The 24,986-nt window shown below is 67.7% G+C and carries 18 protein-coding genes, 1 tRNA gene and 4 pseudogenes; 15 read left to right on the plus strand and 8 right to left on the minus strand.

Going from position 1 to position 24,986, the window contains the following annotated elements:
* Window positions 1–99: 99 nt before the first annotated feature.
* Entirely contained in the window at window positions 100–1,530 is a 1,431-nt protein-coding gene (locus GJV80_RS16450) for a polysaccharide pyruvyl transferase family protein (protein ID WP_154688822.1), read from the minus strand.
* A 150-nt stretch (window positions 1,531–1,680) separates the two neighbouring features.
* Between GJV80_RS16450 and GJV80_RS16455 the strand changes: the two genes are divergently transcribed.
* Window positions 1,681–2,214, plus strand: coding sequence for a DUF402 domain-containing protein (locus GJV80_RS16455; protein WP_154688823.1), 534 nt, complete (start codon window positions 1,681–1,683; stop codon window positions 2,212–2,214).
* A 127-nt stretch (window positions 2,215–2,341) separates the two neighbouring features.
* Here GJV80_RS16455 and GJV80_RS16460 read toward each other — a convergent pair whose 3' ends face one another.
* The 3 genes from GJV80_RS16460 to rbsK all read right to left on the minus strand — a co-directional run bounded on the left by GJV80_RS16460 (window position 2,342) and on the right by rbsK (window position 5,131).
* Window positions 2,342–3,577, minus strand: a complete 1,236-nt coding sequence (locus GJV80_RS16460; protein WP_230207771.1) for a M20 family metallopeptidase — start codon at window positions 3,575–3,577, stop codon at window positions 2,342–2,344.
* A 376-nt stretch (window positions 3,578–3,953) separates the two neighbouring features.
* A tRNA-Leu gene (locus GJV80_RS16465) sits at window positions 3,954–4,036 on the minus strand.
* 162 nt (window positions 4,037–4,198) lie between these two features.
* On the minus strand, window positions 4,199–5,131 hold the full coding sequence (gene rbsK / locus GJV80_RS16470) for a ribokinase (RefSeq protein ID WP_154688825.1): 933 nt from the start codon (window positions 5,129–5,131) through the stop codon (window positions 4,199–4,201).
* A 377-nt stretch (window positions 5,132–5,508) separates the two neighbouring features.
* On the opposite strand from rbsK, the gene GJV80_RS16475 reads away from it, so the two are divergent.
* The 8 genes and pseudogenes from GJV80_RS16475 (at window position 5,509) to GJV80_RS16515 (ending at window position 15,162) form a co-directional block, all read left to right on the plus strand.
* Window positions 5,509–6,234, plus strand: coding sequence for a DUF3662 and FHA domain-containing protein (locus GJV80_RS16475; protein ID WP_154688826.1), 726 nt, complete (start codon window positions 5,509–5,511; stop codon window positions 6,232–6,234).
* Between the two features lie 11 nt (window positions 6,235–6,245).
* Entirely contained in the window at window positions 6,246–6,713 is a 468-nt protein-coding gene (locus GJV80_RS16480) for an FHA domain-containing protein (RefSeq protein ID WP_154688827.1), read from the plus strand.
* Between the two features lie 2 nt (window positions 6,714–6,715).
* Entirely contained in the window at window positions 6,716–8,383 is a 1,668-nt protein-coding gene (locus tag GJV80_RS16485) for a PP2C family serine/threonine-protein phosphatase (RefSeq protein ID WP_154688828.1), read from the plus strand.
* 2 nt (window positions 8,384–8,385) lie between these two features.
* Window positions 8,386–9,867: an FtsW/RodA/SpoVE family cell cycle protein gene (locus GJV80_RS16490; protein ID WP_154688829.1), complete on the plus strand. Its 1,482-nt coding sequence runs from the start codon at window positions 8,386–8,388 to the stop codon at window positions 9,865–9,867.
* Window positions 9,864–11,312, plus strand: coding sequence for a penicillin-binding protein 2 (locus GJV80_RS16495; RefSeq protein ID WP_154688830.1), 1,449 nt, complete (start codon window positions 9,864–9,866; stop codon window positions 11,310–11,312). The genes GJV80_RS16490 and GJV80_RS16495 overlap by 4 nt, the downstream gene beginning before the upstream one ends.
* Before the next feature lie 187 nt (window positions 11,313–11,499).
* Window positions 11,500–13,365: pseudogene (pknB, locus tag GJV80_RS25150) on the plus strand (Stk1 family PASTA domain-containing Ser/Thr kinase).
* A 69-nt stretch (window positions 13,366–13,434) separates the two neighbouring features.
* The gene (locus GJV80_RS16510; RefSeq protein WP_154688832.1) at window positions 13,435–14,103 is read left to right on the plus strand and encodes an alpha-ketoglutarate-dependent dioxygenase AlkB; all 669 of its coding nucleotides are present in this window, start codon (window positions 13,435–13,437) and stop codon (window positions 14,101–14,103) included.
* A gap of 198 nt (window positions 14,104–14,301) precedes the next feature.
* Complete coding sequence (locus GJV80_RS16515) at window positions 14,302–15,162, plus strand: sugar phosphate isomerase/epimerase (protein ID WP_154688833.1); 861 nt, start codon at window positions 14,302–14,304, stop codon at window positions 15,160–15,162.
* Window positions 15,163–15,277: 115 nt separating this feature from the next.
* Here the strand turns inward: GJV80_RS16515 and GJV80_RS16520 are convergent, their stop codons facing one another.
* On the minus strand, window positions 15,278–15,922 hold the full coding sequence (locus GJV80_RS16520; protein ID WP_154688834.1) for an aminodeoxychorismate/anthranilate synthase component II: 645 nt from the start codon (window positions 15,920–15,922) through the stop codon (window positions 15,278–15,280).
* Window positions 15,923–15,967: 45 nt separating this feature from the next.
* Window positions 15,968–16,638, minus strand: a pseudogene (locus GJV80_RS25155) (DUF881 domain-containing protein).
* Window positions 16,639–17,032: 394 nt separating this feature from the next.
* Here GJV80_RS25155 and GJV80_RS24615 point away from each other — a divergent pair.
* The 6 genes and pseudogenes from GJV80_RS24615 to GJV80_RS16550 form a co-directional block, all read left to right on the plus strand.
* A pseudogene (locus tag GJV80_RS24615) lies at window positions 17,033–17,218 on the plus strand (cell division protein CrgA); the annotation flags it as partial.
* Window positions 17,219–17,278: 60 nt separating this feature from the next.
* Window positions 17,279–17,455, plus strand: a pseudogene (locus GJV80_RS23315) (cell division protein CrgA); the annotation flags it as partial.
* Window positions 17,456–17,663: 208 nt separating this feature from the next.
* Window positions 17,664–18,830, plus strand: coding sequence for a thiolase family protein (locus tag GJV80_RS16535; protein ID WP_154688836.1), 1,167 nt, complete (start codon window positions 17,664–17,666; stop codon window positions 18,828–18,830).
* A 42-nt stretch (window positions 18,831–18,872) separates the two neighbouring features.
* Window positions 18,873–19,640 (plus strand): 3-hydroxyacyl-CoA dehydrogenase, encoded by a 768-nt coding sequence (locus GJV80_RS16540; RefSeq protein ID WP_154688837.1) that lies wholly within the window; start codon window positions 18,873–18,875, stop codon window positions 19,638–19,640.
* An 84-nt stretch (window positions 19,641–19,724) separates the two neighbouring features.
* Entirely contained in the window at window positions 19,725–21,050 is a 1,326-nt protein-coding gene (locus GJV80_RS16545; RefSeq protein ID WP_154688838.1) for an MATE family efflux transporter, read from the plus strand.
* Window positions 21,051–21,128: 78 nt separating this feature from the next.
* The gene (locus tag GJV80_RS16550) at window positions 21,129–23,402 is read left to right on the plus strand and encodes a serine protease (RefSeq protein WP_154688839.1); all 2,274 of its coding nucleotides are present in this window, start codon (window positions 21,129–21,131) and stop codon (window positions 23,400–23,402) included.
* 59 nt (window positions 23,403–23,461) lie between these two features.
* Here GJV80_RS16550 and GJV80_RS16555 read toward each other — a convergent pair whose 3' ends face one another.
* Together GJV80_RS16555 and GJV80_RS24145 are read right to left on the minus strand one after the other, a co-directional pair.
* Window positions 23,462–24,748 (minus strand): amidase family protein, encoded by a 1,287-nt coding sequence (locus GJV80_RS16555; protein WP_370518858.1) that lies wholly within the window; start codon window positions 24,746–24,748, stop codon window positions 23,462–23,464.
* Window positions 24,738–24,935, minus strand: a complete 198-nt coding sequence (locus tag GJV80_RS24145) for a hypothetical protein (RefSeq protein ID WP_230207775.1) — start codon at window positions 24,933–24,935, stop codon at window positions 24,738–24,740. Before GJV80_RS24145 ends, GJV80_RS16555 begins: the two co-directional genes overlap by 11 nt.
* Window positions 24,936–24,986 lie beyond the last annotated feature (51 nt).

The following is a 24,986-nucleotide window of genomic DNA, read 5'->3' on the forward strand; positions in this document are numbered from 1 at the left end:
CACCCGGTGGCAACAGAGTTTGGCCGTGCCTGAGAAGTGATCGGAGCAACTGGTTCGGGGCTGGTGTCGAGCATGACATCACCGGGACCGGCCCACCGGTCAGGACCGGATCCGGCGCACCAGTCGGCGGAACCGGCGGATCGCACGGCGCCGGCGGCTCGGTGGAGCGGGAGCCGGGGAGGTTTGCCGAACGGTGCGCGCCGGTTCGGGAGCTTTCACCGGCTCGGGGAGCTTGCCGAACGGTCTGGGCTCGTACGCTCCGAAGGACCTGGCCCGGTCGACATCCTCGCCCTGGTAGAGCCAGCGCAGCCTGCTGAGCAGTTGATCGATCGCCTCGTCCCCACCGCCGAACGCCGGGCGTACGGCGGGGGGAAAGTCGACCTCGGCCAGTCTGCGGTCGAATTCCGGATTCTCCCGCCCGGGCAGTTGGCTGTGGGCCAGCCCGTTCTTCTCCAGGAACGCCAGGAAGCGGTCGACGTTCTCCGGTTGGGCGGCGTTGAAGCCGGTGAAGTCCGCCCTGTCGTACAGCTCGGCAGGGTCGGTGTCGGGTGCCACGTCGCGGGCGAGGGCGTACGGGATCGCGTGATAGTCGGCCAGTTCGATGGTCCGGGAGTCGAACGCCAGCAGGAAGGCCGGGGTGCCGACGGCCAGCGCTGCGATGTTGCCGTGGATCCGGGATCCGAAGGCGAACTGGCGTTCGGCCAGGAAACGGTGCCATCGGATCGGGTCGAGGAAGAACCGTACCCGACCCTGCCGATACAGCGGATGATCAAGGGTCGCCGGCATGTTCTCGTCGATCGGCCCTGGCAGCGGTACTCCCCAGAGCAGCATCCGCAGCTCCTTGATCGTCTGCGGGATGTAGATCATCTGAGGGTAGCGGTCGACCGCGCGGTTGATGATCTTGGCGACGTTCACCTGGGACAGTGTCAGATTGGCCGCGATCGGTGAATCCGCCGAGAGTCCATGATCATTCTTGGTCACGGTCAGCTCGCGGCCGGACGCGTACAGCGACGGGCAGCCGATCACCTCCACGTGTTCGTCACCGAATCCCAACGCAGCAAGGCATCTGCGGGTGATATCCCCGCGCACTCCGATCTTGGCCGACTTGTCCAGCACCGCGCTGAGGAAGGCCGCGACGGTTTCCTGCAGGTTCTCGGGCAGTTCGGTCGCGTTCGGGGTCGCCTGCGCGCCCACCCCCGCGACCACGACCGGGATCTGGAGTTGGTTGATCAACCGGGTCAGCCGCCGCAGTTGATTGGCGAAGCCCGGTCTGAAGGCGTTGGCCAGCGGGATCACGTACGCGTCGAACTCGTCGTTGATCTTGGCCACGGTCTCCGGAAGGAGATCGACCCGGTCGGCGACATGGCCGTCGGCGACCACCTCGACATCGGCTGCCGCAAGTAGTTTGTGCATCGCCTGGGTGAACAGCATGTTTCCGCTGTTGGTGGCGAACAGGTTCCTGGCCAGCGACGCCTCCGGCGACACCGGGAGGAAGGGATCCTTCGCGGACCGCAACAGAACGCGCGACATCAGGCATTGTCTCCTCCGTCAGTGGGTCGCCCGGTCACCGTCGTAGCCGTCGAAGCGTCCACCCGACGGCTCTCAGGCTAACCAAGGGCCGTCCGGCGGGGCGCGCGACGTACCAGGGATCGGCGGGCAGCGTTCTGCAAGACTGCGATCATGCGCTTCCAGGTCGGTCAGGCGGTCAGGGTCGAGTTCACCAAATGGGACGGTCGTGAGCACTGGGTCTACGACGGTGTCTATCTCGGCGAGGACCAGCACGGCGAATGGATCGGTCATCGGGCCGGCACCCTGATGGCCAGGCCGGGCCGATCCTTCACCGACACCCGCGATTGGCTGACCCTGGTGCCGTCGGCCGGCCGTCCGTGGCTGGCGACCTACAACACCCAGGCGCATCACCTGCGGATCTACATCGATCTGACCACCCCCGCGATCTGGGAGGGTACGACGCTGCACACCGTCGACATGGACCTCGACGTGGTCGTCCGTCGGGATGGTCAGGAACCCTACATCGACGACCAGGACGAGTTCGCCGAGCATCAGGTGCAGTACGGCTATCCCGCCGACGTCGTCGCGCTGACCGAGCGTACGGCGCATGCCTTGCTGGCCGCGGTGAACAACCGGCAGCCACCGTTCGACACCACAGCTGATCATTGGTTGGCCGAACTGGGTCGCTCCAGCACCACGGCATGATTCAGCCGGCTCGTGACCCCGCCCGGGAGCCGTGTCAGCTCGATGAACCAGTTCCCGCACCCCGTGCTGCACGCCGCACCAGGTGTACCGGGTGCGGGATGCAGCAGGTGGTGCGGCAAAGGCCGGGCTAGCTGGCGGCGAGCCTAGTGATCTTGGTGTACGCCAGGTGTGCCAGGGTCGCCGATCCATCGGCCAGTACGGCGTCGTCGAAGAGCGCCCGGGCCGAGTGGTTGGTCAGCGGCGGGTCGCCGACCGGTCCGGGATGGGCACCGAGGAAGCAGTACGTTCCGGGCACCTCCTCCAGGACGAACGAGAAGTCCTCCGAACCCATCAACGGCTCGGACATGATCTCGACCCGCTCGGACCCGTACAGCCCGGTCAGTTCGTCGATGACGTACGCCGTTTCGTCCGGGTCGTTGGCCGTCACCGGGTAGAGGACCTCCAGCTCGGCTTCGGCCGTGCAGCCGTGAGCCGCGGCGATGTTCTCGGCCAGCCTGGGCAGGTCCTCGGCCACCTGTTCGGTCGACTGCTTGGAGAGGACCCGCACAGACGCCTCCAGTCGCGCAGTGTCGGGGATGATGTTCATCGCCGTGCCGGCGTGGATGCTGCCGACCGTGATCACCACGGGGTCGAAGACGCCGACCCTTCGGGTCACGTAGGACTGCAGGGCAAGGACGATCTCGGCGGCTACCGGGATCGGGTCGATGCTCTTCGCCGGTTGGGATCCGTGGCCACCACGACCCTTCACCGTGACGTTGAACTCGCAGCAGCCGGCCATCAGGGTGTTCGGCCGGACCAGGAACCTGCCTGCCTCGGTCGAGGTGAAGACGTGCAGGCCGTACGCGGCATCCGGCCGCCGACCGGTGACGTCCAGCAGGCCCTCGGCGAGCATCGGTTCGGCGCCGCCCGGGCCCTCTTCCCCGGGCTGGAACATGAAGATCACATCCCCGGGAAGTTCGTCGATGTGATCACTCAACAGCCGGGCAGCCCCCACCAGGCCGGAGGTGTGCAGATCGTGTCCGCAGGCATGCATGAAGCCGTTGGTCGAGGCGTAGTCCAGGCCGGTCTCCTCCACCACAGGCAGGGCGTCCATGTCGGCGCGCAGCAGTACGGTCGGCCGCGGGGTCCCGGTCGCCAGCGGACCGCGGCCGCGGAGCACGGCCACGATCGAGCTGAGCTCCTTGCCGGTGGTGATCTCCAACGGCAGGCCCTGCAGTGCCTCGAGCACCCGCGCCTGAGTCTTCGGCAGGTCGTTGCCACGCTCGGGGATCTGGTGCAACTCCCGGCGCAGGCTGACCAGATCGGGGTGGATGGATTCCGCTTCCTTGCCGAAGTCGGTGATCAACTGCTCACTGTGCTCCACTGAATGTCCCATCCTCGCGGTTGGCTGCGGTGGCGTACGGCACCGGGTCTGCCGCCATTCCTACCGGATCGCGCGGCGCTCGCTCGGATCGGGCCCGGACCTCGGCGGACCTCGCCGGACCTCACCGGACCTGGCCCGTCGGCGCCAGGACCCGTCCCGCACCAGTTCGTCGGCCCCGCTACACCTGTAGCGGGTGCGCGGACGAGTAGGTGGTGCGGGAACGAGCAGCTGGTGCGGCCCGCGCGAAGGCGTGGACAGGCTGCCAAGGGAACGGACGAGCCGAACGAAATGGCTGGACCAAAAGGGATAAGGACGAGCCCAGAGAAATGAGGGTGACCGACACGATCCGTAGCAGCCCGACACACCGAGAGATTTGTGCGCGAGGAGGGATTTGAACCCTCACACCCTTTCGGGCACTGGCACCTGAAGCCAGCGCGTCTGCCGTTCCGCCACTCGCGCATCGTTCGCATGAAACCCGACTGGAACATCCATGCGAACCGACGCGAAACACTAGCACGCCCGAGCCGGGAACGCCGCATCGAGGATCGGCGCCCGCGAGCGCCCGCGGATGTCCCGAACCGCCCCGCTGACGGCGTAGGTCGGCCCTGTCCCGCGGTGCCGTCAGCCGAATCGCGCGGCGAGGTCCGGGGGCAGTTCCGACCGGTCCGGATAGCTGGTCTGGGTGCCCGGTCGTTGGACGCTCAGCGCCGCTATCCGGTTGGCCACGGTGGCGGCGTCCCGCAGCTCGTCCCCTCGCGCCAGGAGACAGCTGAGCGCTCCAACGAACGCGTCTCCGGCGCCCGTGGTGTCCTTCGCCGCGACGGTGACCCCGGAAAGGTGGGTCGTGCCAGCAGCATCGGCGACCACGCAGCCGTCCGCGCCGAGGGTGATCACTGTCGCACCCGGCCCGCGCGCCAACAGGGCAGCCGCCGCCGCCTTCGCCTCCTCGACGGTGTCGACCGGTAGCCCGGTGAGCAGGGCCGATTCGGACTGGTTGGGACACAACACATCAACCGACCGCAACAGCTCCTCGGGCAGCTGCCGCGATGCGGGCGCCGGGTTGAGGATCGTCCGGGTTCCCTCGGCCCGTGCCACCCGGACCGCTTCGGCGGTGACCTCGAGCGGGATCTCCAGCTGGCAGATGACCACCCCGGCCTCCCGCATCGCCGGCCGTGCCGTGGCGATGTCCTGAGCATCCAACAGGTCGTTCGCGCCGGTCACGATCACGATGGCGTTATTACCGTCCGGATCGACGAGGATGGGCGCCACGCCGGTCGAAGCCCGGTCGGTCCGGGACACGTGGCCGACGTCGATGCCCCATCGGCGGAAGTTGTCCAGCGTGCCGTTCCCGAAGTCGTCGCAACCGACCTTGGTGATCATGGTCACCTCGGCGCCGAGCTTGGCCGCCATCACCGCCTGGTTGGCGCCCTTGCCACCGAAACCGGTCCGGAACGTGCTGCCGTGCAATGTCTCACCCAGCGTCGGCAGTCGCGGCACGTAGCTGATCAGGTCGAGGTTCGCGGCTCCGACCACACACACCTTCGGACGGCTCATCTCATCTCCTCCGGCCACTCGGACCAGTCGACTGTTGATTCTGCCCCGTGCGCGCCCCAAAGGGAGTCGCGCTGGGAATCACGTCGGCGATCGCCCGTACGGCGCCTGACTGCCCCGCTCGGTCGAACCGTGTCGCGATTGTTATCACCGGTCACCGCAGCCGACGCGGCGAAGCAGTCACGTCGGGTTCGATGATCAGGCAGGTCTGAGAGTCTGCCAAAGAGTCCCGGTGCCATACCCAGGAACGGGCGCGGGATTCCGGGTCTTTCCGGGAGCACGGTTACGATCAACTTCTGGCACGTGGGCCCGGAGCCCGCGTATCGGTGTGTCGGAAACCAGGTAGCAGGCTCACGTCGGTCGCGTACGGAAGGAGGGGCATGGGAGTCTTCGACCGATTCGAGCGTCGCATCGAAGGCGCTGTGAACGGCGTCTTCGCCCGAGCGTTCAAGGGCGACGTGCAGCCGGTGGAGATCGCCGCCCGGCTGCAGCGCGAGCTCGATGCCGAAGCGAAGCTGATGTCCCGCGACCGCCGACTGGTTCCCAACGAGTTCGTCGTCCGGCTGTCGCGGCACGACTACGACCGGTTGGCACCGTACGGCAAGACGCTGATGAACGAGTTGCTGCCCGAGCTCAAGCAGCATGCCCAGGACATGGGGTACGTGTTCAGCGGCCCGATCATGATCCATCTGGAACTTGACGACACCTTGCCGACCGGACGCTTCGCGGTCAGCTCATCGGCGGTCGAGCCGCCCGACGGCCGAACCCCGGCAGCCAGCCAACCTGGCGTCCGGACCTCCCAGGTCCGCGGCCGGCTGGTGCTCGAGGTCAACGGAATGCGCCACCCGCTGCGGCCCCCGGGCCTGGTGATCGGCCGCGGTACCGATGCGGATCTGCGGATAAACGACCCCGGTATCTCCCGACGCCACGCCCAACTCCGGGTCACGCCCCGGGGCGGCGACCTGGACATCGAGATCGTCGATCTTGGATCGACCAACGGTGTCGTCGTCGACGGCCGCCGGGTCCAGCAGGCGTGGGTTGGCGAGGGCTCCCGGATCGAGATCGGCAACACCCGGATGCTGGTGCACACCCCGGCTGAGGCCTGAGGTATCCGACCATGTCCGAGATCACCCTCACGATCGTCAAGGTGCTGTTCCTCGCACTGCTCTGGCTCTTCATCCTGTTCGTCGCCTCGGTGGTACGCAGCGATCTCTTCGGCCGCGCCGTCGCCTCGTCCGGTGTGCAGCAGCTGCAGACACCGGACCGGCCGCGCAGGCAGCGGCGGGCGAAGGGCCAGCCGCGGGTGATGACGATCACCAACGGACCCACCGCCGGAAACCAGGCAGAACTCGCCGGTGGAATGATCATGATCGGCCGCGGCGCCGACTGCCAGTTGTTGCTCGACGACGACTACGTGTCCACCCGGCACGCGCGCGTGGTCTCCGGCGACAACGGCATCTACATCGAGGATCTCGGATCGACGAACGGCACCTACGTCAACGGCATGCGGATCAGCGCGCCGACCACGATCACGCTTCAAGACACCGTACGAATCGGTAAGACGGTCTTGAAGCTGGAGACCTGAGCATGACGGCGGAGACCGCCCCGGCCCAGCGCCTGGCCTGGGAGTATCTCGCGCATTCCGAGGTCGGCCTGGTACGCAAGAACAACCAGGACTCCGGCCTGGTCAGCGCCGATCTGCTCGTCGTGGCCGACGGCATGGGCGGCGCCGCCGCGGGCGATCTTGCCTCGGCGGTGGCGGTCGACACCCTGGCCGACGTCGACCTCGAAAGCTCGGATGTCGATCATCCTGATGATCAACAGCTCGGGGACAGACTTCATCGGCTGGCCTCGGCGATCTCTGCCGCCAACACTCGGATCGCTGATCTGGTCACCACCGACTACACGCTGGAGGGCATGGGGACGACGGTCACCGCTGCCGTTCTGGACGGTGACGGGATCGGTCTGGCACACATCGGCGACAGCCGTGGCTATCTGTTCCGGGACGGTCGGCTGGAACAGCTCACCCATGATCATTCCTGGGTCCAGTCGCTGATCGACGAGGGCAAGATCAGCGTCGAGGAGGCAGCCGCGCACCCGCATCGTTCGCTGTTGCTGAAGGTGCTCAACGGACAGCCGTCCAACGAACCGGATCTGCACTCGATCCCGCTGCGGCCAGGTGATCGGTTGCTGCTGTGCAGTGACGGGCTCTGCGGTTTCGTCGAGGACGGAGAGATCGCCGAGGCGCTGACGGGAACCAGCCGTCGGGAGGCGATGGACCACCTGGTCGAGGCCTCGCACGCGGCCGGCGGCCTGGACAACATCACCATCATCATCGCCGACCTGATCGATCCCGCGGGTCAGGACCCGGAGGCCACGGCGATGCGGACTCCGCTGTCTGCCCGCACCGAGGACCGGGCGCCGAGCGGTCCGGCTGCCACCGGCGCGTCCGCGCAGGAGGTTGACGGCCCGCTGGACCGAGCCCAACTGCTGGGAGCGGCCGCAGATCGTGACGTCGCCGACGAAGAGGACCGGATCCGTGAGCGCGCCAGCCAACGTGCCGAAGACGTGGACGATGACGGCGACTTCATCGACGCCGACTATGAGGACGCCGACGAGCTTGAGGACGAGGACCGCTATGCCCCGCAGGCGCCGCGCAAGCGTCGCTGGCGCCGGCCGATGATCCTGACGCTCGTCGTGTTGCTGGTGCTTGCGGTCGGGGCCGGCGCGGGCTTCGCGTGGACGCGAACCCAGTACTACGTCGGCGCCGCGAACGAGCGGGTGGCGATCTTCCAGGGGCTCAACGAGGCGGTCCCCGGACTGCCGTTGTCCCGGGTCTATGAGGTACAGCAACTGGAGTTGACCGATCTTCCGCTCTACTACCAGGGCATGGTCCGGGACGGTATCGAGACCGGCACGCTGGATTCGGCCCGGGCGACGGTGCAGCAACTCGAGGAGACCGCTGCCCGGTGCGGGGCGCCGACCCAGCCGACACCGGGGGGTTCCACCTCACCGAAGCCGAGCGACAGCGCGTCTCCCACCAAGAAACCGACGTCCAAGTCGACCTCCAAGTCGACGTCCAAGTCGACCTCCAAGTCGACCTCCAAGTCGACGTCCAAGTCGACCTCCAAGTCGACCTCCAAGTCGTCGCCGAAGGCTTCACCGAAGCGCACCGCGCCGCCGGCCACGCCATCTCCGCAGCCCAGCCCGTCCTCGACCGCACCCGGGCAACTCCCCGATGACGGGAAGTGTTGATCATGAGCGTGGCTGAGGTCGGGGACCGGATCACCGTCGTCCCCCGGAAGCGGCGGACCGTCGAGATGCTGTTGGTGATCTTCGCTTCGGCGCTGTCGCTGGCGGCCTACGTCCAGGTGGACTTGAACGTCCAGGGGGAACTCCCCGCCAATCTCGTCCAGGTGGCGATCATCGCCTTCGTCCTGCCGTTGCTGGCCCATGCCGCCATCCGCTGGCGGGCGCCGTACGCCGACCCGGTGATCCTGCCCTGCGCGACCCTCCTCAACGGGCTCGGACTGGCGATGATCCACCGGATCGATCTGATCAACGATCCACCGAGCACCGGAGCGAGCCAGCAGTTGCTCTGGACAGGTCTCGGCATCGCGCTGCTGATCGTGGTCATCACCGTGGTCCGCGATCATCGCCCGTTGCAGGGTTACACCTACACCCTCGGCCTGGTCGGTCTGGTGCTGCTGCTGTTGCCGTTGGTACCGGGAATCTCCGCTGGCGATCTCGGCGGCGCGCGGATCTGGATCCACCTCGGACCGTTCAGCTTCCAGCCGGCGGAGGTCGCCAAGGTGCTGCTGGCGATCGCGTTCGCGTCCTATCTGGTCGAGAAGCGCGACGTGCTGGCGCTGGCCGGTTGGCGAGTGCTCGGCATCGATCTGCCACGGGCACGTGATCTTGGTCCGATCCTGCTGGTCTGGATCGCCACCCTGTTGGTGCTGGTCTTCCAGAACGATCTCGGCACGTCGCTGCTCTTCTTCGCGTTGTTCGTGACGATGTTGTACGTGTCGACCCAGCGGCCGGGCTGGGCGATCATCGGCATCGTGCTGTTCGCCGCCGGTGCGGTGTTCGGCTACTACACCCGCGGGCACGTCCGGGTCCGGGTCGCCGCCTGGTTGCATCCCTTCGACATCGAACAGGGATATCAGCTGATCCAGGCGCAGTTCGGCCTTGCCTGGGGCGGCCTGCTCGGCCGCGGCCTCGGCGAGGGCCGACCCGGTCTCACACCGCTGGCCCGCAGCGACTTCATCGCGACGTCCCTCGGCGAGGAACTCGGCATGGCCGGACTGTTCGCGATCATCCTGATCTACGGCCTGATCGTGTCCCGCGGCCTGCGCACGGCGCTGGCCTGCCGGGAACCGTTCGGCAAGCTGCTGGCCGCCGGCCTGTCGTTCTCCTTCGCCCTGCAGGTGTTCCTGATCATCGGCGGCGTCACCCGGCTGCTCCCACTGACCGGCCTGACCACCCCCTTCATGTCCCAGGGTGGATCGTCCCTGATCGCCAACTGGGTGGTGATGGGGCTGTTGCTGATCATCAGTCACCAGGTGCGCCGGCCGATGGCGACCACCCGGGACGTCGATCCCGGAGGACAGTTGATCTTCGAGCGCCCGGACCGGGTCGCCGACAGCGAACTGACCCAGGAGATCGGACGCGCAGGCGGTGCCGAGGCCGATGACGACCAGCCGACCCAGATCCACGCGCGAGGAGGCCGGGCATGAACAAGCCGATCCGCCGCGTCGCGATTCTGGTGATGGCCCTGTTCGCGCTGTTGTTCGCCAACGGTACCTATCTGATGGTCTTCCAACAGTCCTCGCTGAACGCCAACCCGCTCAACCGTCGGGCCAGGGACGAGGACTTCGCCCAGAACCGCGGATCGATCCTGGCCGGGGACACGCCGATCGCGTACAGCAAACCGTCGGGGGACCGTTTCAAGTACCAGCGGGTCTATCCGCACGGCAAGATCTACGCGCCGGTCACCGGATACTTCTCCTACGACCACGCCACGACCGGTTTGGAGAACTCCTACAACACCCAGCTCGCCGGCACCGACGACAGCCTGTTCGTCCGGCGGATGGTCGACCTGGTCACCAACCAACCGCCGCAGGGCGCCAGCATTCAGACCACCATCAATCCGGACGTCCAGAAGGCTGCCTACGACGCTCTGGGCAACCAGAAGGGTGCCGCGGTCGCCATCGATCCGAAGACCGGTGCGGTGCTGGCCATGGTGTCCAAGCCGAGCTTCGATCCGAACAAGATCGCCTCACACGACGTCGATGCCGCGAACAAGGCGTACGGGAACGCGATCAACGATCCGGGCAACCCGATGTCGAACCGGGCCGCCCGGGAGATCTATCCGCCCGGTTCGACCTTCAAACTGGTGACCGCCTCAGCGGCGCTCCAGGACGAGGGGTTGAACCCGGACAGCATGGTCGACTCACCGAACCGGCTGCTGCTGCCCGACACGTCGACCTATCTCTACAACGAGAACCGCGAGTCCTGCGGGGGCGCCCGGATCACCCTGACGCATGCGCTCGACGTGTCCTGCAACACCGCCTTCGCTCAGCTCGGGCTGAAGGTCGGCGCCGACAATTTGCGCGAGGAGGCCACCAAGTACGGCTTCGGCTCCCGGCACCTCAGCGACATCGGCGGCGCGGCCAGTGTCTTCCCCGACCAGGTCGACCAGGCGCAGCTCGCGCTGAGTTCGATCGGCCAGTACGACGTCGCCGCCAGCCCCCTGCAGATGGCGATGGTCTCGGCAGCGATCGCCAACGACGGCGTGTTGATGGATCCGTACCTGGTATCGACCGTGCGGTCCCCGGACCTGCAGGTGCTGTCTCGGACCAAACCGCAGGAGCTGGACCGGCCGCTGTCAGCCGACAACGCCGCCGAGTTGAAGCAGATGATGGTCAGTGTCGTTCAGAACGGAACGGGTAGAGCCGCACAGATCCCCGGTATCGGCGTCGGCGGCAAGACCGGGACGGCGCAGTCGGATCCGAAGCGGAAGCCGTACGCCTGGTTCACCGCGCTGGCTCCGGCGGACGATCCGCAGATCGCGGTCGCAGTGTTCGTCGAGGACGCCGACATCCCCCGCGAGGACATCGCCGGCGGGGCGTTGGCAGCCCCGGTCGCGAAGGCCATGATCGAGGCGGCGGTGAAGCGGTGACGAAGCACGGCAGCGCGAGGACGAATGCCAGGTCAAGGGCCACGCCACAGGTCAGGTTGGCAGCCAGGTTGAAGGAGCAGATGCCGAACGCAGCGGACCCGCGGTGGCTGACCGCGGACCGGGATGCAATGAGACGATGGCCGCGTCCCACGGGGCGCGACCGGCGCCGGCGAAAGGAAATCACCCGATGACAGAGTCCGAAACGCCTGCACACCAGGTGGTGGGCGGACGGTACGAACTCGGGGAGCTCCTGGGTCGCGGCGGGATGGCCGAGGTGCGGCGCGCCGTCGACCAACGGCTGGGCAGGCCGGTCGCCGTCAAGCAGTTGCGCGCCGATCTGGCCACCGATCCGACCTTCCAGGCGCGGTTCCGCCGCGAGGCGCAGTCCGCGGCCGGGCTGAACCATCCCAACATCGTGGCCGTCTACGACACCGGCGAGGAGCAGGACCCGGCGACCGGCGTGCTGGTGCCGTACATCGTGATGGAACTGGTCGAGGGTCCGACCTTGCGGGATGTGCTGCGCGAGGGACGCAAGATCCTCCCGGAGCGCGCGCTGGAACTGACCGCCGGAGTGCTGGACGCGCTGACCTACAGCCACCGGGCGGGGATCGTGCACCGCGACATCAAGCCCGCCAACGTGATGCTCACCCAGGCCGGCAACGTCAAGGTGATGGACTTCGGCATCGCTCGCGCGGTCGCCGACACGTCGGCGACGATGACCCAGACGGCGGCAGTGATCGGCACGGCGCAGTACCTGTCCCCGAGCAGGCGCGCGGCGAGACGGTCGACGCGCGAAGCGACCTCTACTCCGCCGGCTGTCTGATGTACGAGCTGCTGGTCGGCCGTCCGCCGTTCACCGGTGAGTCGCCGGTCAGTGTCGCCTACCAGCATGTTCGGGAGGCGCCGGTGCCGCCGAGCCGGATCGATCCGTCGATCCCGCCGGACATCGACGCCATCGTGCTCAAGGCGTTGGAGAAGGAGCCCGACGACCGCTACCAGTCGGCCCGGGAGATGAAGGCCGACATCAATCGGGTGCTGGCCGGTGAGCAGGTCACCGCCGCGTTGGCCGGAGCACCGACCGCCGTACGGCCGCCGGTGCCGCTGGGATCCGATGTCGATGCCACTCGGGTGGTTCCCGCGCAGGCGGCAACGGTGGCCCAGGGGCCGAACCGGATCCCTGCCGGGCGCCGGGCCGGAGGATTTCGAGGAGGAGGAGCCGCGGAAGCGGCGCGCCGGGCTGGCCGTCGTGCTCACGCTGGTCATCCTGATGGTCCTGGCGGCACTTGGCGCCGGCGGCTACTACTGGTGGCAGCAGCAGAACAAGCAGCAGGCCGCCCCACCGCCGGCCAAGGTGTCGGTGCCGAGCGTGCTCGGCATGGACCGCACCCGGGCCGAGGCGGAACTGAAATCCAAGGGTCTTGTGCCCAACATCACCAGCGTCAACGGCGCCGACGACGACACCAAGAACACCGCCGTCAAACAGGATCCGTCCGGTGGCATCAAGGTCGATCCGCGGAGCACCGTCAAGGTCGAGATCAACGTCGGCCCGAAACAGGCGACCATTCCCGACAACCTGGTCGGCAAGAAGGCCAAGAAGGTCGAGCGGCTGCTCGAGGATGCCGGCTTCTCCTCCGACAGCATCAAGCGGGAGGACGCCCAGCAGCCCGAGCCACTGGACGCCGAGAAGGGCGACGTCCTCGCGATCGACCCGGAGGAGGGTTCGACGGTCGCCGCGGACTCCGAGATCACCCTGACGGTTGCCACCGGTAAGTCCGAAGTGCCCAATCTGATGGGCAAGCAGGCCGATGCCGCCGAACAGGACGCGGAGAATGCCGGGTTCCGGACCCAGGTCAAGACGGTGATCGACGACGACAACCCCGAGGGCATCGTGGTCAGCCAGAGCTACTCCGAGGGAACGCTGCTGGAGCGCGGCACGACGATCGTGATCAGCGTCGCCAAGCACTCCCCGCCCAAGCCGAGCCCGACACCGACGCCGACCGGTCCGGCATCGTCCACCTCACCCAGCCCGACGCCGGGCAAGCCCGGAGGCTAGACCGCCGGGATTCCGGACGACTGGTAATTATTCGAACAACTGTCCGATAGCGGTGTTACGCTCGATGCCATGAGCGCGATCACCATCGGAACGACCGACCGTAGGGGCAGGGCGGATCTGCAGGATTCGCTCTTGGACTTCTCCGACGAGCTGGACCTCGGCGCGCTGCGCGGCAAGGTCGAACGACGCACCCTGACCCGGGGCGCCTGGGTGGACATCCGGCCGGCTTGGCTGCAGGGCGCCGACGCGTTGATGCGGGAACTCGTCGAGACCGTGCCCTGGCACGCCGAGCGCCGGCAGATGTACGAGCGGGTCGTCGACGTACCGCGGATGCTCTGTTTCTACGGTGAGGACGACCCGCTGCCGCATCCGGTGCTCGACCGGGCCAAGGCGTTGCTCAACGACTACTACAACGCGGAGCTGGGCGAGCCGTTCCGGACGGCCGGGATGTGCCTGTACCGGGACGGGCGGGATTCGGTCGCCTGGCACGGCGACACCATCGGCCGCGGCAAGAGTGAGGACACCATGGTCGCGATCCTGTCGGTCGGCGCCGCCCGGGCCCTTTCCCTGCGACCGCGGGGCAGCACGACCACCTGGGCGAAGTATCCACTCGGACATGGTGACCTGATCGTGATGGGTGGGTCGTGCCAGCGCACCTGGGAGCACGCGATCACCAAGACCGCCAAGCCCGTGGGTCCGCGGATCAGCATCCAGTTCCGGCCCCGCGGCGTCCGCTGACCGCCGGCTCCGCTCTTGCCGCACCGCCTGCTGCACGCCGCACCGTGTGTACAGGGTGCGGCGTGCAGCAGCTGGTGCGGCAAGGGACGAGGCTGGGGTGCGGCGCATGGGAGGCTGGCAATCCGTGGCAACCACTGGGCACGATCGGCCGGTACGTCCTAGCGTTGCGGTCACCGCAAGCTACGAAGGAGTGTGACGGTGGCCAAGATCGGCGTACAGGCGATGATGCTCAAGCAACACGTCGCCGACCGCGGGGCGTACGACGTCTGGAAGCAGCTGGCCGGTATCGGATTCAGCGTCGTCGAGGTGTCCCAGATCTCGCTGACCCCACAGACGCGGGACGAGATCGCCCGCGCCAACGACGAGTTCGGAATGAGTGTCTCGTCGATCTCCGCCGGGATGGGCGCGGCGGGCGGCGGCGGCAACGACTCGCTCCGGGAGTCCTTCGACAAGATCGTCTCCGACTGCCAGGCGCTCGGCGCCAACCGCGTGCGGATCGGCATGTTGCCGGTCGAGGTGCTCGCCTCCGAGGAGTCCTTGATCAACTTCGCCAAGGACACCAATGAGATGGCCCGCCGGCTCTCCGACCACGGCATCATCCTCAGCTATCACAACCACCACATCGAATTCGCCAAGATCAACGGCCGGCTCATCCTCGATCTGATCAAGGAGAACGCGCCGGATCTGAAGCTTCAGATCGATGTGCACTGGGTTCAGCGCGGCGGCATGGACCCGGTCCGGACCTTGAACAAGTACGCCGGTCTTGTCGATCTTGTGCATCTGAAGGACTACCGGATCGCCGTGCCGCCGGCCGAGGCGTTCGCCGCACTGAGCGCCGGCGATCGTGCGACCTGGCAGGGCTACTGGTCCAACATCGTCCAGTTCGCCGAGGTCGGCCAGGGCAACCTGGACTTCGCGGGTGTGGTCGAGGCCGGCATCGACGCCGGCGCGGAGTACCTGCTGATCGAGCAGGATGATCAGTACGGCCGCGACATCTTCGACTGCCTCAGCGACTCCCGCGAGCATCTGATCGGCCTCGGTTACGCCGACCTCCTCTAACCGCCGAGGGGTCACATACTCCTCAATATTCGCGGTGTGTCGCGCCCAGGCTGCATGACCACGCGACGACACGCCGCCGATATTGAGGAGTTTGTGACCCCTCGGCGGAAGGGGGTCAGCGGGCGGACATCAGGGGCGCGAGACCGACCGCACGGGCGGGGGCCGCGTCGTCGCCGCAGATCTTCAGCCAGTTGGCGAGCAGCTGGTAGCCGTGTTCGGTCATCACCGACTCGGGATGGAACTGCACGGCCTCGACCGGGAGCGTGCGGTGGCGTACCCCCATGATCACTCCACTGTCGGTGGTCGCGGTGATTTCAAGATCATCGGGCACGGTCTCCGGCCTGATCGCCAAGGAGTGGTAGCGGGTCGCGGTGAACGGCGTGGGCAGACCCGTGAAGACGCCGGCGTTCTGGTGCCGCACCAGCGATGTCTTGCCGTGCAGCAGTTCCGGCGCGCGGCCGACGAACCCGCCGTAGGCCACCCCGATCGCCTGCAGCCCGAGGCAGACACCGAAGATCGGCCGCTTGCCCGCCTGGTCACGGACCAGGTCGACGCAGATCCCGGCCTGTTCGGGGATGCCGGGTCCCGGCGACAGCAGGATGCCTGCGTACGGCTCGGCATAGTCCGGATCGGCGAAACGGGCGTCGTCGTTGCGCCAGACGTCGACCTCGGCTCCCACCTGGGCCAGGTAATGGGCCAGGTTGTACACGAAGGAGTCGTAGTTGTCGACGATCAGGATGCGCAACGGACGTTCGGACACCCGGTCATTGTTCCACGCCGGCCGAACTGCAGTGATGAGCGTTTCTCACCTGGTCGGCGAGGCGGACGGCTCCCCCGGCACGCGGGCATACTGCAGGTCCAGCGCGCCCCGGTAGGCCGGGAACGTCGCCCCGGCCTTGGTGCTGACCGAGTAGCCCATCCGGTAGCGCTGCACGTACTGCTGGAAGATCCGGACGAAGTCGGAGTTCTGCAACGTCTGCTGCAGGCGCGCGGTGTCGCCGATCGCGCTGATCCGGTACGGCGGAGCGTACGGGATCCCGCGCAGGATCACCGTGTTGCCGACGCACTTGATCCCGGTGGTGGAGATCACCCGCTGCCCCTGGATGGTCATCGCCTCGGCGCCGCCGCCCACAGCAGATTGACGATCGCCTGGATGTCCTGTTGATGCACGACAAGCAGATCCGGATCGATGCCCTCGGAACCGACATCCGACGGCGCGTCGTCCAGGGTGACGGTGACGGCAGGGCCGGTCACCGGGCGGAGCCCGGCCTGTCGGGACCGCTGCTCCAGCCGGGCGTCCAACGACGGATCGCCCTGCTGCGCGGCCAGTTGATCGACCTCGGTGTGCAGGTCGGTGACCTGCTGGGCCAGCCGGGCGTTGCGCCGCGACTCCGACTGCACCAGGCTCACCAGATCGGTGTTGCGGGCCGGCCGGAGGTCGATTCCCCTGGCGTTGATGGCGCTGATGGTGATCATCAGACCGGCGGCCAGACAGACCACACCGGTGAGCACCCGACCGGAGCGGCCGCGGCTGTCACGGATCCGCTGGCGGACGTGCGCACGGCGCAGGGCGCGGCGTACTCGCGCGACGATCGGCCGTTCCACCTACCACTCCTCGTTCCGGCTTCTCCTCATCCGGCTTCCGGCACAGGAAATGTGTCTCTGCAACCGGGATTGACTACGCTACCCGGGAGGCCCCTGCAAGGAGAGACCGTTGCCTGAATCCAAGATCCGCAAGTCTGTCGACGACAAGCGGAAGCGCACCGAGTCGGCCAAGGCCGCAGCGTCGAGCGGGAGAACGACGGGCAGGTCGAGCGGGGCGACTCCGCGCAAGACGGGCGCGGACTCCGCCGGACGGACCGCGAAGCGGGTGTCCCGGCGGATCGAGGCGGAGAGTCGCCCGCAGGGTCGCCGCTGGGTGCTGCCCGCCGCGATCGTGCTGGCCGTCCTCGGCATCGCCTGGGGCGTGGCGTACTTCGTCAACGACAAACTGATCCCCGGCGAGCATGCCCTCGGCAAGTGGAACATCCTGATCGGTGCCGGTGCGGTGCTCGTCGCTGCTCTCCTCTACCTGGCGCTGCGCCCAAGGATCGGCACACCGTACGCGGCCGGCTCACGCCGCTGGGTAGCGCCGGCCTTCATCGGCGTCGGGCTGCTCGGCGTGGCCTGGCTGATCGTCTATTACGTGGCCGGCAGTTCGATCCCGTTCATGGCGGCACTGGGCAACTGGAACATCCTGATCGGGATGGGCGCGATGGCGGCGGCGTTCGTCATCGCGACGCTGTGGAAGTAGCCCGACTGAATCCATAGCCGCACCCCGCGCCTGTGGACAACCGGTCGACATTCCGCCGAAAAACCCCTCATGGATCTGCAGCCGGGTTGAATAACAGTGGTGTTGTTCTCTCCACAGTGGGGATAACCGCTGTGGACAACTGTTCCATCTTCAACTGACGCCGGCGGAGCGCCTGGGTCGGCGGCCCCTGGTGACGTAGGTTCGTCCCATGAGCAACCCCGTCATCGTGGACGTCATCCGCACTGCCTCCGGTAAGGGCAAGCCCGGTGGTGCGCTGTCGGGCATCCATCCTGTCGAACTCCTGGCCACGACGATCCGCGGCCTGCTGCAGCGCAACGATCTCGACCCGGACCTGGTCGAGGATGTGATCGCCGGCTGCGTCAGCCAGTCCGGCGAGCAGGCGGCCAATATCGCCCGCAATGCCGTCCTCGCGGCCGGGCTGCCCGAGGCTGTTCCGGCAACAACCGTCGACCGGCAGTGCGGATCGAGCCAACAGGCCGCGCACTTCGCCGCGCAAGGCGTGATTGCCGGAGCGTACGACGTCGTCATCGCCTGCGGTGTCGAGTCAATGAGCCGGGTGCCGATGTTCTCCAACTTCGCCGGCAAGGACCCGTACGAGCCACTCGGCTCACGCTATCCCGACGGCCTGGTGCCCCAGGGAGTCAGCGCCGAACTGATCGCCGCGCGCTGGAAGCTCGACCGCACCGCGCTCGACGAGTTCGCCGCCGAGTCACATCGCCGCGCCGCCGACGCGACGACCTCCGGGGCGTTCAGCGCCGAGATCCTGCCGATCGGTGATCACGCTGTCGACGAGACGATCCGTGCCTCGACGACCGTCGACGGGCTTGCCGGGCTCAAACCGTCCTTCCAGGATCCGGCTCTGGCCGAGCGATTCCCCGAGATCACCTGGTCGATCACCCCCGGCAACTCCTCGCCGCTGACTGACGGCGCGTCGGCGGCGCTGATCATGAGCGAGCAGCGGGCTCACGCGCTCGGGCTCACCCCGCGGGCCCGTTTCGCGGCCTTCGCGGTCACCGGCAGCGACCCGTTGTTGATGTTGACCGGCGTGATCCCGGCGACGCGCAAGCTGCTTGACCGTTCGGGTCTTGCCCTGGACGACATCGACGCGTACGAGGTCAACGAGGCGTTCGCGCCGGTGCCGCTGGTCTGGCAGCAGGAGTTCAACGCCGACCCGGCCAGGCTGAACCCCCGCGGTGGTGCGATCGCGCTGGGTCACCCGCTCGGCGCATCCGGCACCAGGCTGCTCACCACCCTGGTCAACCAGCTCGAGGCCTCGGGCGGCCGGTACGGGCTGCAGACCATGTGCGAAGGTGGCGGCATGGCCAATGCCATGATCATCGAGCGGCTCGGCTGACGCCGACCAGCAGCGATCCCCAGGAGAGGTTAGGGACAGCCCATGCAGATCACCGCGGACACCGTCGCCCTGGTCACCGGTGGCGCCTCCGGACTCGGAAACGCCACCGCGACCCGCCTGGCCGACCTTGGGGCGAAGGTGGTCCTGGTCGACCTGCCGACCTCCCGCGGCCAGGACGCCGGAACCGAACTCGGTGACGACGCCGTCTTCGCCCCGACCGACGTCACCTCCGCCGAGCAGGTGACGGCCGCACTCGACACCGCAGCCGGGCTCGGCGCCCTGCGGTTCGTGATCAACTGCGCCGGTATCGGCACCGACGTCTTCCGGGTGGTCGGACGCAAGGGTCCGTTCCCGCTCGACGCGTTCAAGCGGACCGTCGAGGTCAATCTGGTCGGCACCTTCAACGTGATCCGGCTGGCTGCGGAGCGGATGATCAACTTCGACCCGGTCGGCGAGGAACGCGGAGTGATCATCAACACCGCATCGGTCGCCGCCTATGACGGGCAGATCGGGCAGGCGGCGTACTCGGCGTCCAAGGGCGGCGTGGTCGGGATGACGCTGCCGATCGCTCGTGATCTTGCCCAGCACAAGATCCGGGTGATGTCGATCGCACCGGGCATCTTCGCCACTCCGATGATGGCCGGGCTGCCGCAGGAGGCGCAGGATTCGCTGGCCACCCAGGTGCCGCATCCGAGCCGGCTCGGCAAGCCGGAGGAGTACGCCATGCTCGTCGAGTCGATCATCACCAACCCCATGCTCAACGGCGAGACCATCCGGTTGGACGGGGCGATCCGGATGGCGCCGCGCTGAGGCGCCCCGGTTCATCCATTGTCAGATCCGTTGTCAGATCCGTTGTCAGATCCGTTGTCAGACCCGCCAGACACTGGTGAGGCCATGACCCCACCCGTTCCAGCCAGGTCGGCGCGCTCGATCGATCGCGAGATCTTCGCGCTCGCCGTGCCGGCCTTCGCGACACTGGTCTCCGAACCGGCACTGCTGCTGGCCGATTCAGCGATCATCGGTCACCTCGGCACCACCCAGCTCGCGGGACTTGGCATCGCCGGCAACCTGCTCGGCATTCTCACCGGCCTGAGCATCTTCCTCGCCTACGGCACGACCGGCACCGTTGCCCGCCGGCTCGGCGCCGGTGATCTTCGCTCGGCGCTGGCCGGCGGGATCGATGGGATGGCACTGGCGGTGTTGCTCGGCGCGGCGCTCGGCGCAGTCCTGCAACTGCTGCTGCCGTACGTGATCAGCTGGTACGGCGCCGGGCCGGAGGTCAGCGCCGCCGCGACCAGCTACCTGCGGGTCGCCGCCTGGGGCCTGCCCTCGGTGCTGGTGATGCTCGCGGCGACCGGGGTCCTCCGTGGGCTGCAGGACACCAGGACGCCGTTGATCATCGCGGTCACCTGCAACCTGCTCAACATCGTTCTCAACATCACCTTCGTCTACGGGCTGCATTTCGGCATCGCCGGGTCAGCCACCGGCAGCCTGATCGCCCAGACGGCCAGCGCAGCCGTGCTGTCGGCGGTGGTGATCCGCGGCGCGCGGCGCAACCACGTGCACATCAGTTTCCATCCTCGCGGTGTACTGGCCGCTGCCCGCTCCGGCGTCTGGCTGGTGCTGCGGACCGCGACCCTGCAACTGGGCATCACCATCACCACTGCCGTTGCCGCGGGGCTCGGTGCCGTCGGACTGGCCACCCACCAGGTGACCAACAGCCTGTGGACCTTCCTCACCTTCGCCTTGGACGCGATCGCCATCGCCGCCCAGGCGGTCATCGGTCGCTATCTCGGCGCCGGTGATCGTCCGATGGTCCGCAGGCTGACCAACCGGATGATCGGCTGGGGCCTGGTGAGCGGAGTCGCATTCGGGCTGATCATGGCGGTCGCCCGGCCACTCTACGATCAACTCTTCTCCCCCGATCCCGCGGTGCAGTCGCTGCTGTCCCAGGTCCTGCTGGTGGTTGCCGCGATCGCGCCGTTCGCCGGGGTGGTCTTCGTTCTGGACGGCGTGCTGATCGGCGCCGGCGACGGCCGGTATCTTGCGTTGGCCGGGCTGATCGCGGTCTCCTGCTTCCTGCCGCTCGCGCTGACCGTCCGCAGTCTCGACGCCGGACTGGTCTGGCTCTGGGTGGCGTATGGCGGTTACATCCTGGCGCGGCTGGCGACCCTCCTGGCGCGTTCCCGCGGGACCGGTTGGATGCGTACCGGAATGTGACGCGAATTCGCCTGGGCGTCGAAACCTCCGCTAGCGTGCTGGGGATTTGTGACCACGACGCCCGCCGAGGGAGAGCAGATGAAGCAGCGGTGGACCGCGGTCGCCCTCGCCGGCAGTCTGATGACTGTCGCGCTCGGGCTGTCTGCAACCCCGGCGGCACATGCCGAACAGCCGAAACCGGTGACGGTCTCGGCCGATGCCCAGGCCAGGGCCATCGCCTACTGGACCCCGGAACGGATGCGCCAGGCGAAGAACGTCTCGGTCACCCGCGCCGCCGGGCAACACACGACAGCCGGCCCGGTCGAGGTCGGCAGGCAACGGGTGATCCGGGCAACGAGTGCAAGCAGCCAGTCCGCCGAGACGAGCCGGACCAAGCTGGGCGGCCGATGGACCAAGGGCGGCAAGGTCGTGCGGACCACCGGCAAGGTGTTCTTCACCATCCCGCGTGGCGAGCCCGGTGCACACAACTACGTCTGCTCCGGAGCGGTCGCCCCGGCGAACAACAAGTCGATCATCATCACCGCCGGTCACTGCGTCAACGACGCGAACGAGCACGCTGACGCCGGCGACGGCAGACCCGGCAAGTACGTGACGAACTTCGTCTTCGTCCCGGGCTACAACGGAGCCAGGTCCGGCCGGGCACAGACGCCGTACGGAAAGTACGCGGCGACGAGTCTGTTGGCCGGCCCCAGGTGGATCCGCGGCGCAGACTTCAACTACGACGTCGGCTTCGCCACCGTCGGCGGCCAGTTCGGCGGTCCGGACACAGGCGCCCTGGTCGGCAACGCCCAGGGCAGCCAGGGACTCGGCTTCAATCTCCCCCGCCACCGATATGTGGAGAACTTCGGCTATCCGGCCACCAAGCCCTACAACGGCAACGTGCTGGACTACTCCGCGGGCCCGGCGCTGAACGCGGACGCCAACGGCTCGAGGAAGGGCAACTCCGCCAAGAAGGACGACCCGCTCGGCAGCAACGATCAGGTCGTACGGAGCAACCTCACCGGAGGTTCGTCGGGCGGACCCTGGTTCTACAACTTCAAGGAAGCTACCGGCACCGGCACCCAGATCTCGGTCAACTCCTTCAGCTACTCCGAGCTGACCAAGACGCAGCGACGGGTCTACAAGATCCCGAAGTACAACATGTGGGGCCCCTACTTCGGCAGCGCGATCGAGAAGATGTTCGACTCGGTCCAGGGACGTGCACCGAAGGCGACACCGAAGACGGCGACGACGCCGGAGGACACCGCGACCGCCATCACGCTGACCGGCACCAAATCGATCGCGGCTGATCCCCGGCCACTGACCTACAAGATCACTTCCCAGCCGGAGCACGGCAAGCTGACCCGCACGGGCAACATCGTCCGCTACACGCCCACGAAGAACTTCAACGGCTCGGACAAGTTCAGCTACGTCGCCAACAACGGGGTGAACAACTCCGCTCCGGCAACCGTGACCGTGAAGGTCACGCCGGTCGAGGACGCACCGAAGGCCGCTGATGTCGCGGGGCACACCCGGGCCGGAAAGCCGCTGGATCTCACCCTGCAGGGCACCGACCCGGACAAGGGCGACAAGCTCAGCTATGCCGTGGCGTCCGCCCCGACCGACGGCGGCACGGTCACCATCAAGGGCGACACCGCCGACTACACCCCGGCTGCCGGTTCCGGCGCGCAGTCAACGGAGAAGGTGACCTTCAGCTACACCGTCTCCGACGGACAGCGCACCTCCCGACCGGCCATCGTCACGGTGACCGTAGCCCCGAACAGCGCACCGTTCGGTCGCAACGACAGCTACACCGTGGACGCCGGAAGGACGCTGGTCGTCGACGCGCCGGGCGTGCTGGCCAACGACACCGACGCCGACAAGGACCTGCTGTCGGCGACACTTGTTGGGCACGCTCCGCACGGGCTCACGTTCCGCTCCGACGGCGGCTTCCGCTACGTCGCCCCGCTGGTCTACACCGACCGAACGGTCAGCTTCACCTACCGGGCGACCGACGGTCTCCGCGATGAGGCCCCGGTCGCCGCGCACCTGACCCGGAACGCCCCGGCCCGGGTGCCTCTCACCCATTCCGAGGACGTCACCGTGACGATCTCGGTCGCGGCTGCACACCGGCCGCACCAGGCGCAGCCGCCGGTCGCGACCGGGCCGAAGCCGTCCCGGCCAGACACCCCGCTCCCGACGTCCCCGGCCTCGGCCGGCCCATCGACGTCCGGGGAGCCGCCGTCCCAGGTGCCGAACGGACCGCTGGGCGACACCGGCTCACCATTCTCCCCGGCTGTCATCGGCATCGGTTTGCTGACCGTCGCCGCGGGCGCCGGAACGCTGATCGCCGCAGCCCGCCGGCGGTCCTGAGCGCCGGTAGGCACCTCCGCAGCGGCACTGAGCCGGCTGATCCGCGACGGGTCGCGGCATCACTCCTCGGCGATCTCCTCGAAAGGGTCCGGTACGGCCCCAGCGGTGTCGATGGTCGGTGCCTCCCGCAGGCCATGCGTGGTGTCGGTCAACGCCGCTTCGAGCAGCGCGGCACAACCGAGCAGTGCACCCTCCCGTCGGAACGGAGCGACAACCTGCAGTCCGATCGGCAGCCCGTCGGCGGTGAAGGCGGCCGGCAGCGACATCGCCGGGCAGGCCGTACCGGTGATCGCCGAAGGAATGCGCATCCACTCCAAGTAGTCCGCCATCCTCCTCCCATCGATCTGCCGGGGATAGCGGGTCCCGACCGGGAACGGCGGCACCTGGCAGGTCGGCGTCAGCAACAGGTCGTAGCGGGAGAAGAAGTCGACCATCGTCTGGTGGACGGCTCCGGCCTCCGCCAACACCCGCCCGATCTCGGGTCCGGCCAGCCGACGTCCCACCTCGACGTTCCAGACGGCATCGGGTTTGATCAACCCGGGATGCCGATCGACCAGCGGTCCGAGACTCTGCTCCAGTTGCATGGCCCGGATCACCGTGAAGTAGTCCAGCGCCGGGCCAAGATCAGGTGCGGCCTCCTCCACCTGCCAGCCGAGCTTGGCGGCAACGGTGGTGATCACCGGTTCCAGCGCTGCGGTGACGATCGGATCGACCGTGGCCAGGCCGCCCAGATCGGCTGACCAGGCAAGCCGCACCGGACGGTCGGACGGCATGACCGGCTCGGGCGCCGCGAGTCCCACCGACAGCGGGCTGCGATCGTCGCTGCCGGCGAGGACCGACAGCAGCAAGGCGACATCGGCGACCGTACGCCCCATCGGGCCCTTGACAGCAAGGGTTCCCCAAGGAAACGCCTCGGCCCCGGACGGCACCGTGCCCGGAGACGGTCGGAACGCCGTGATGTTGCAGAAGGAGGCCGGGTTGCGCAGCGAACCGCCGGTGTCGCTGCCATCGGCGATCGGCAGCAGCCGCGCGGCGAGCGCTGCTCCGGCCCCGCCACTGCTGCCCCCGGCCGTCCGGGACAGGTCCCACGGGTTGCGGGTGACGCCGTAGACCGGGTTGAAGGAGTGGGACCCCAGGCCGAACTCCGGCACATTGGTCTTGCCCACCGCGATCGCGCCGGCCGCCGCCATCCGCTGCACGATCAGGTCATCAGTGTCGGCGATCCGTTCGGCGAACAGGGGACTGCCCTGGGTGAACCGGAACCCCTTGGCGGGCACAAGATCCTTGTGCGCGGTGGGCAGCCCGTAGAGCGGATCGTTGCGCCGCAGTTCATGATCACGATCCAGCGCCGCGGCGGGTGGCCAGCGCCCGGTCGGGCTGCGGGTCGACGATCGCGTTCAGGTACGGATTGAGCCGATCGATCCGTTCCAGGTGCGCCCGCATCACCTCGGTCACCGAAACCCGCCGCGATCGCATCAGACCGACCAGGTCGACGGCCGTGCACAGTACGAGATCTCCGCTGTCGACGCTCACTCCAGCAACTCCTCACTCGGCGCGGCCATCACCGGAGCAGATTCTGCCAAC

Origin of the sequence: Microlunatus sp. Gsoil 973 (assembly GCF_009707365.1) — a bacterium.
Classification (GTDB): domain Bacteria; phylum Actinomycetota; class Actinomycetes; order Propionibacteriales; family Propionibacteriaceae; genus Microlunatus.

Bases quoted from the DNA above. Each gene is read 5' to 3' on its own strand.
- GJV80_RS16450 (WP_154688822.1), bottom strand. From the start codon at position 1,530: ATGTCGCGCGTTCTGTTGCGGTCCGCGAAGGATCCCTTCCTCCCGGTG.
- GJV80_RS16455 (WP_154688823.1), top strand. From the start codon at position 1,681: ATGCGCTTCCAGGTCGGTCAGGCGGTCAGGGTCGAGTTCACCAAATGG.
- rbsK (WP_154688825.1), bottom strand. From the start codon at position 5,131: ATGAGCCGTCCGAAGGTGTGTGTGGTCGGAGCCGCGAACCTCGACCTG.
- GJV80_RS16475 (WP_154688826.1), top strand. From the start codon at position 5,509: ATGGGAGTCTTCGACCGATTCGAGCGTCGCATCGAAGGCGCTGTGAAC.
- GJV80_RS16480 (WP_154688827.1), top strand. From the start codon at position 6,246: ATGTCCGAGATCACCCTCACGATCGTCAAGGTGCTGTTCCTCGCACTG.
- GJV80_RS16485 (WP_154688828.1), top strand. From the start codon at position 6,716: ATGACGGCGGAGACCGCCCCGGCCCAGCGCCTGGCCTGGGAGTATCTC.
- GJV80_RS16490 (WP_154688829.1), top strand. From the start codon at position 8,386: ATGAGCGTGGCTGAGGTCGGGGACCGGATCACCGTCGTCCCCCGGAAG.
- GJV80_RS16495 (WP_154688830.1), top strand. From the start codon at position 9,864: ATGAACAAGCCGATCCGCCGCGTCGCGATTCTGGTGATGGCCCTGTTC.
- GJV80_RS16510 (WP_154688832.1), top strand. From the start codon at position 13,435: ATGAGCGCGATCACCATCGGAACGACCGACCGTAGGGGCAGGGCGGAT.
- GJV80_RS16535 (WP_154688836.1), top strand. From the start codon at position 17,664: ATGAGCAACCCCGTCATCGTGGACGTCATCCGCACTGCCTCCGGTAAG.
- GJV80_RS16540 (WP_154688837.1), top strand. From the start codon at position 18,873: ATGCAGATCACCGCGGACACCGTCGCCCTGGTCACCGGTGGCGCCTCC.
- GJV80_RS16545 (WP_154688838.1), top strand. From the start codon at position 19,725: ATGACCCCACCCGTTCCAGCCAGGTCGGCGCGCTCGATCGATCGCGAG.
- GJV80_RS16550 (WP_154688839.1), top strand. From the start codon at position 21,129: ATGAAGCAGCGGTGGACCGCGGTCGCCCTCGCCGGCAGTCTGATGACT.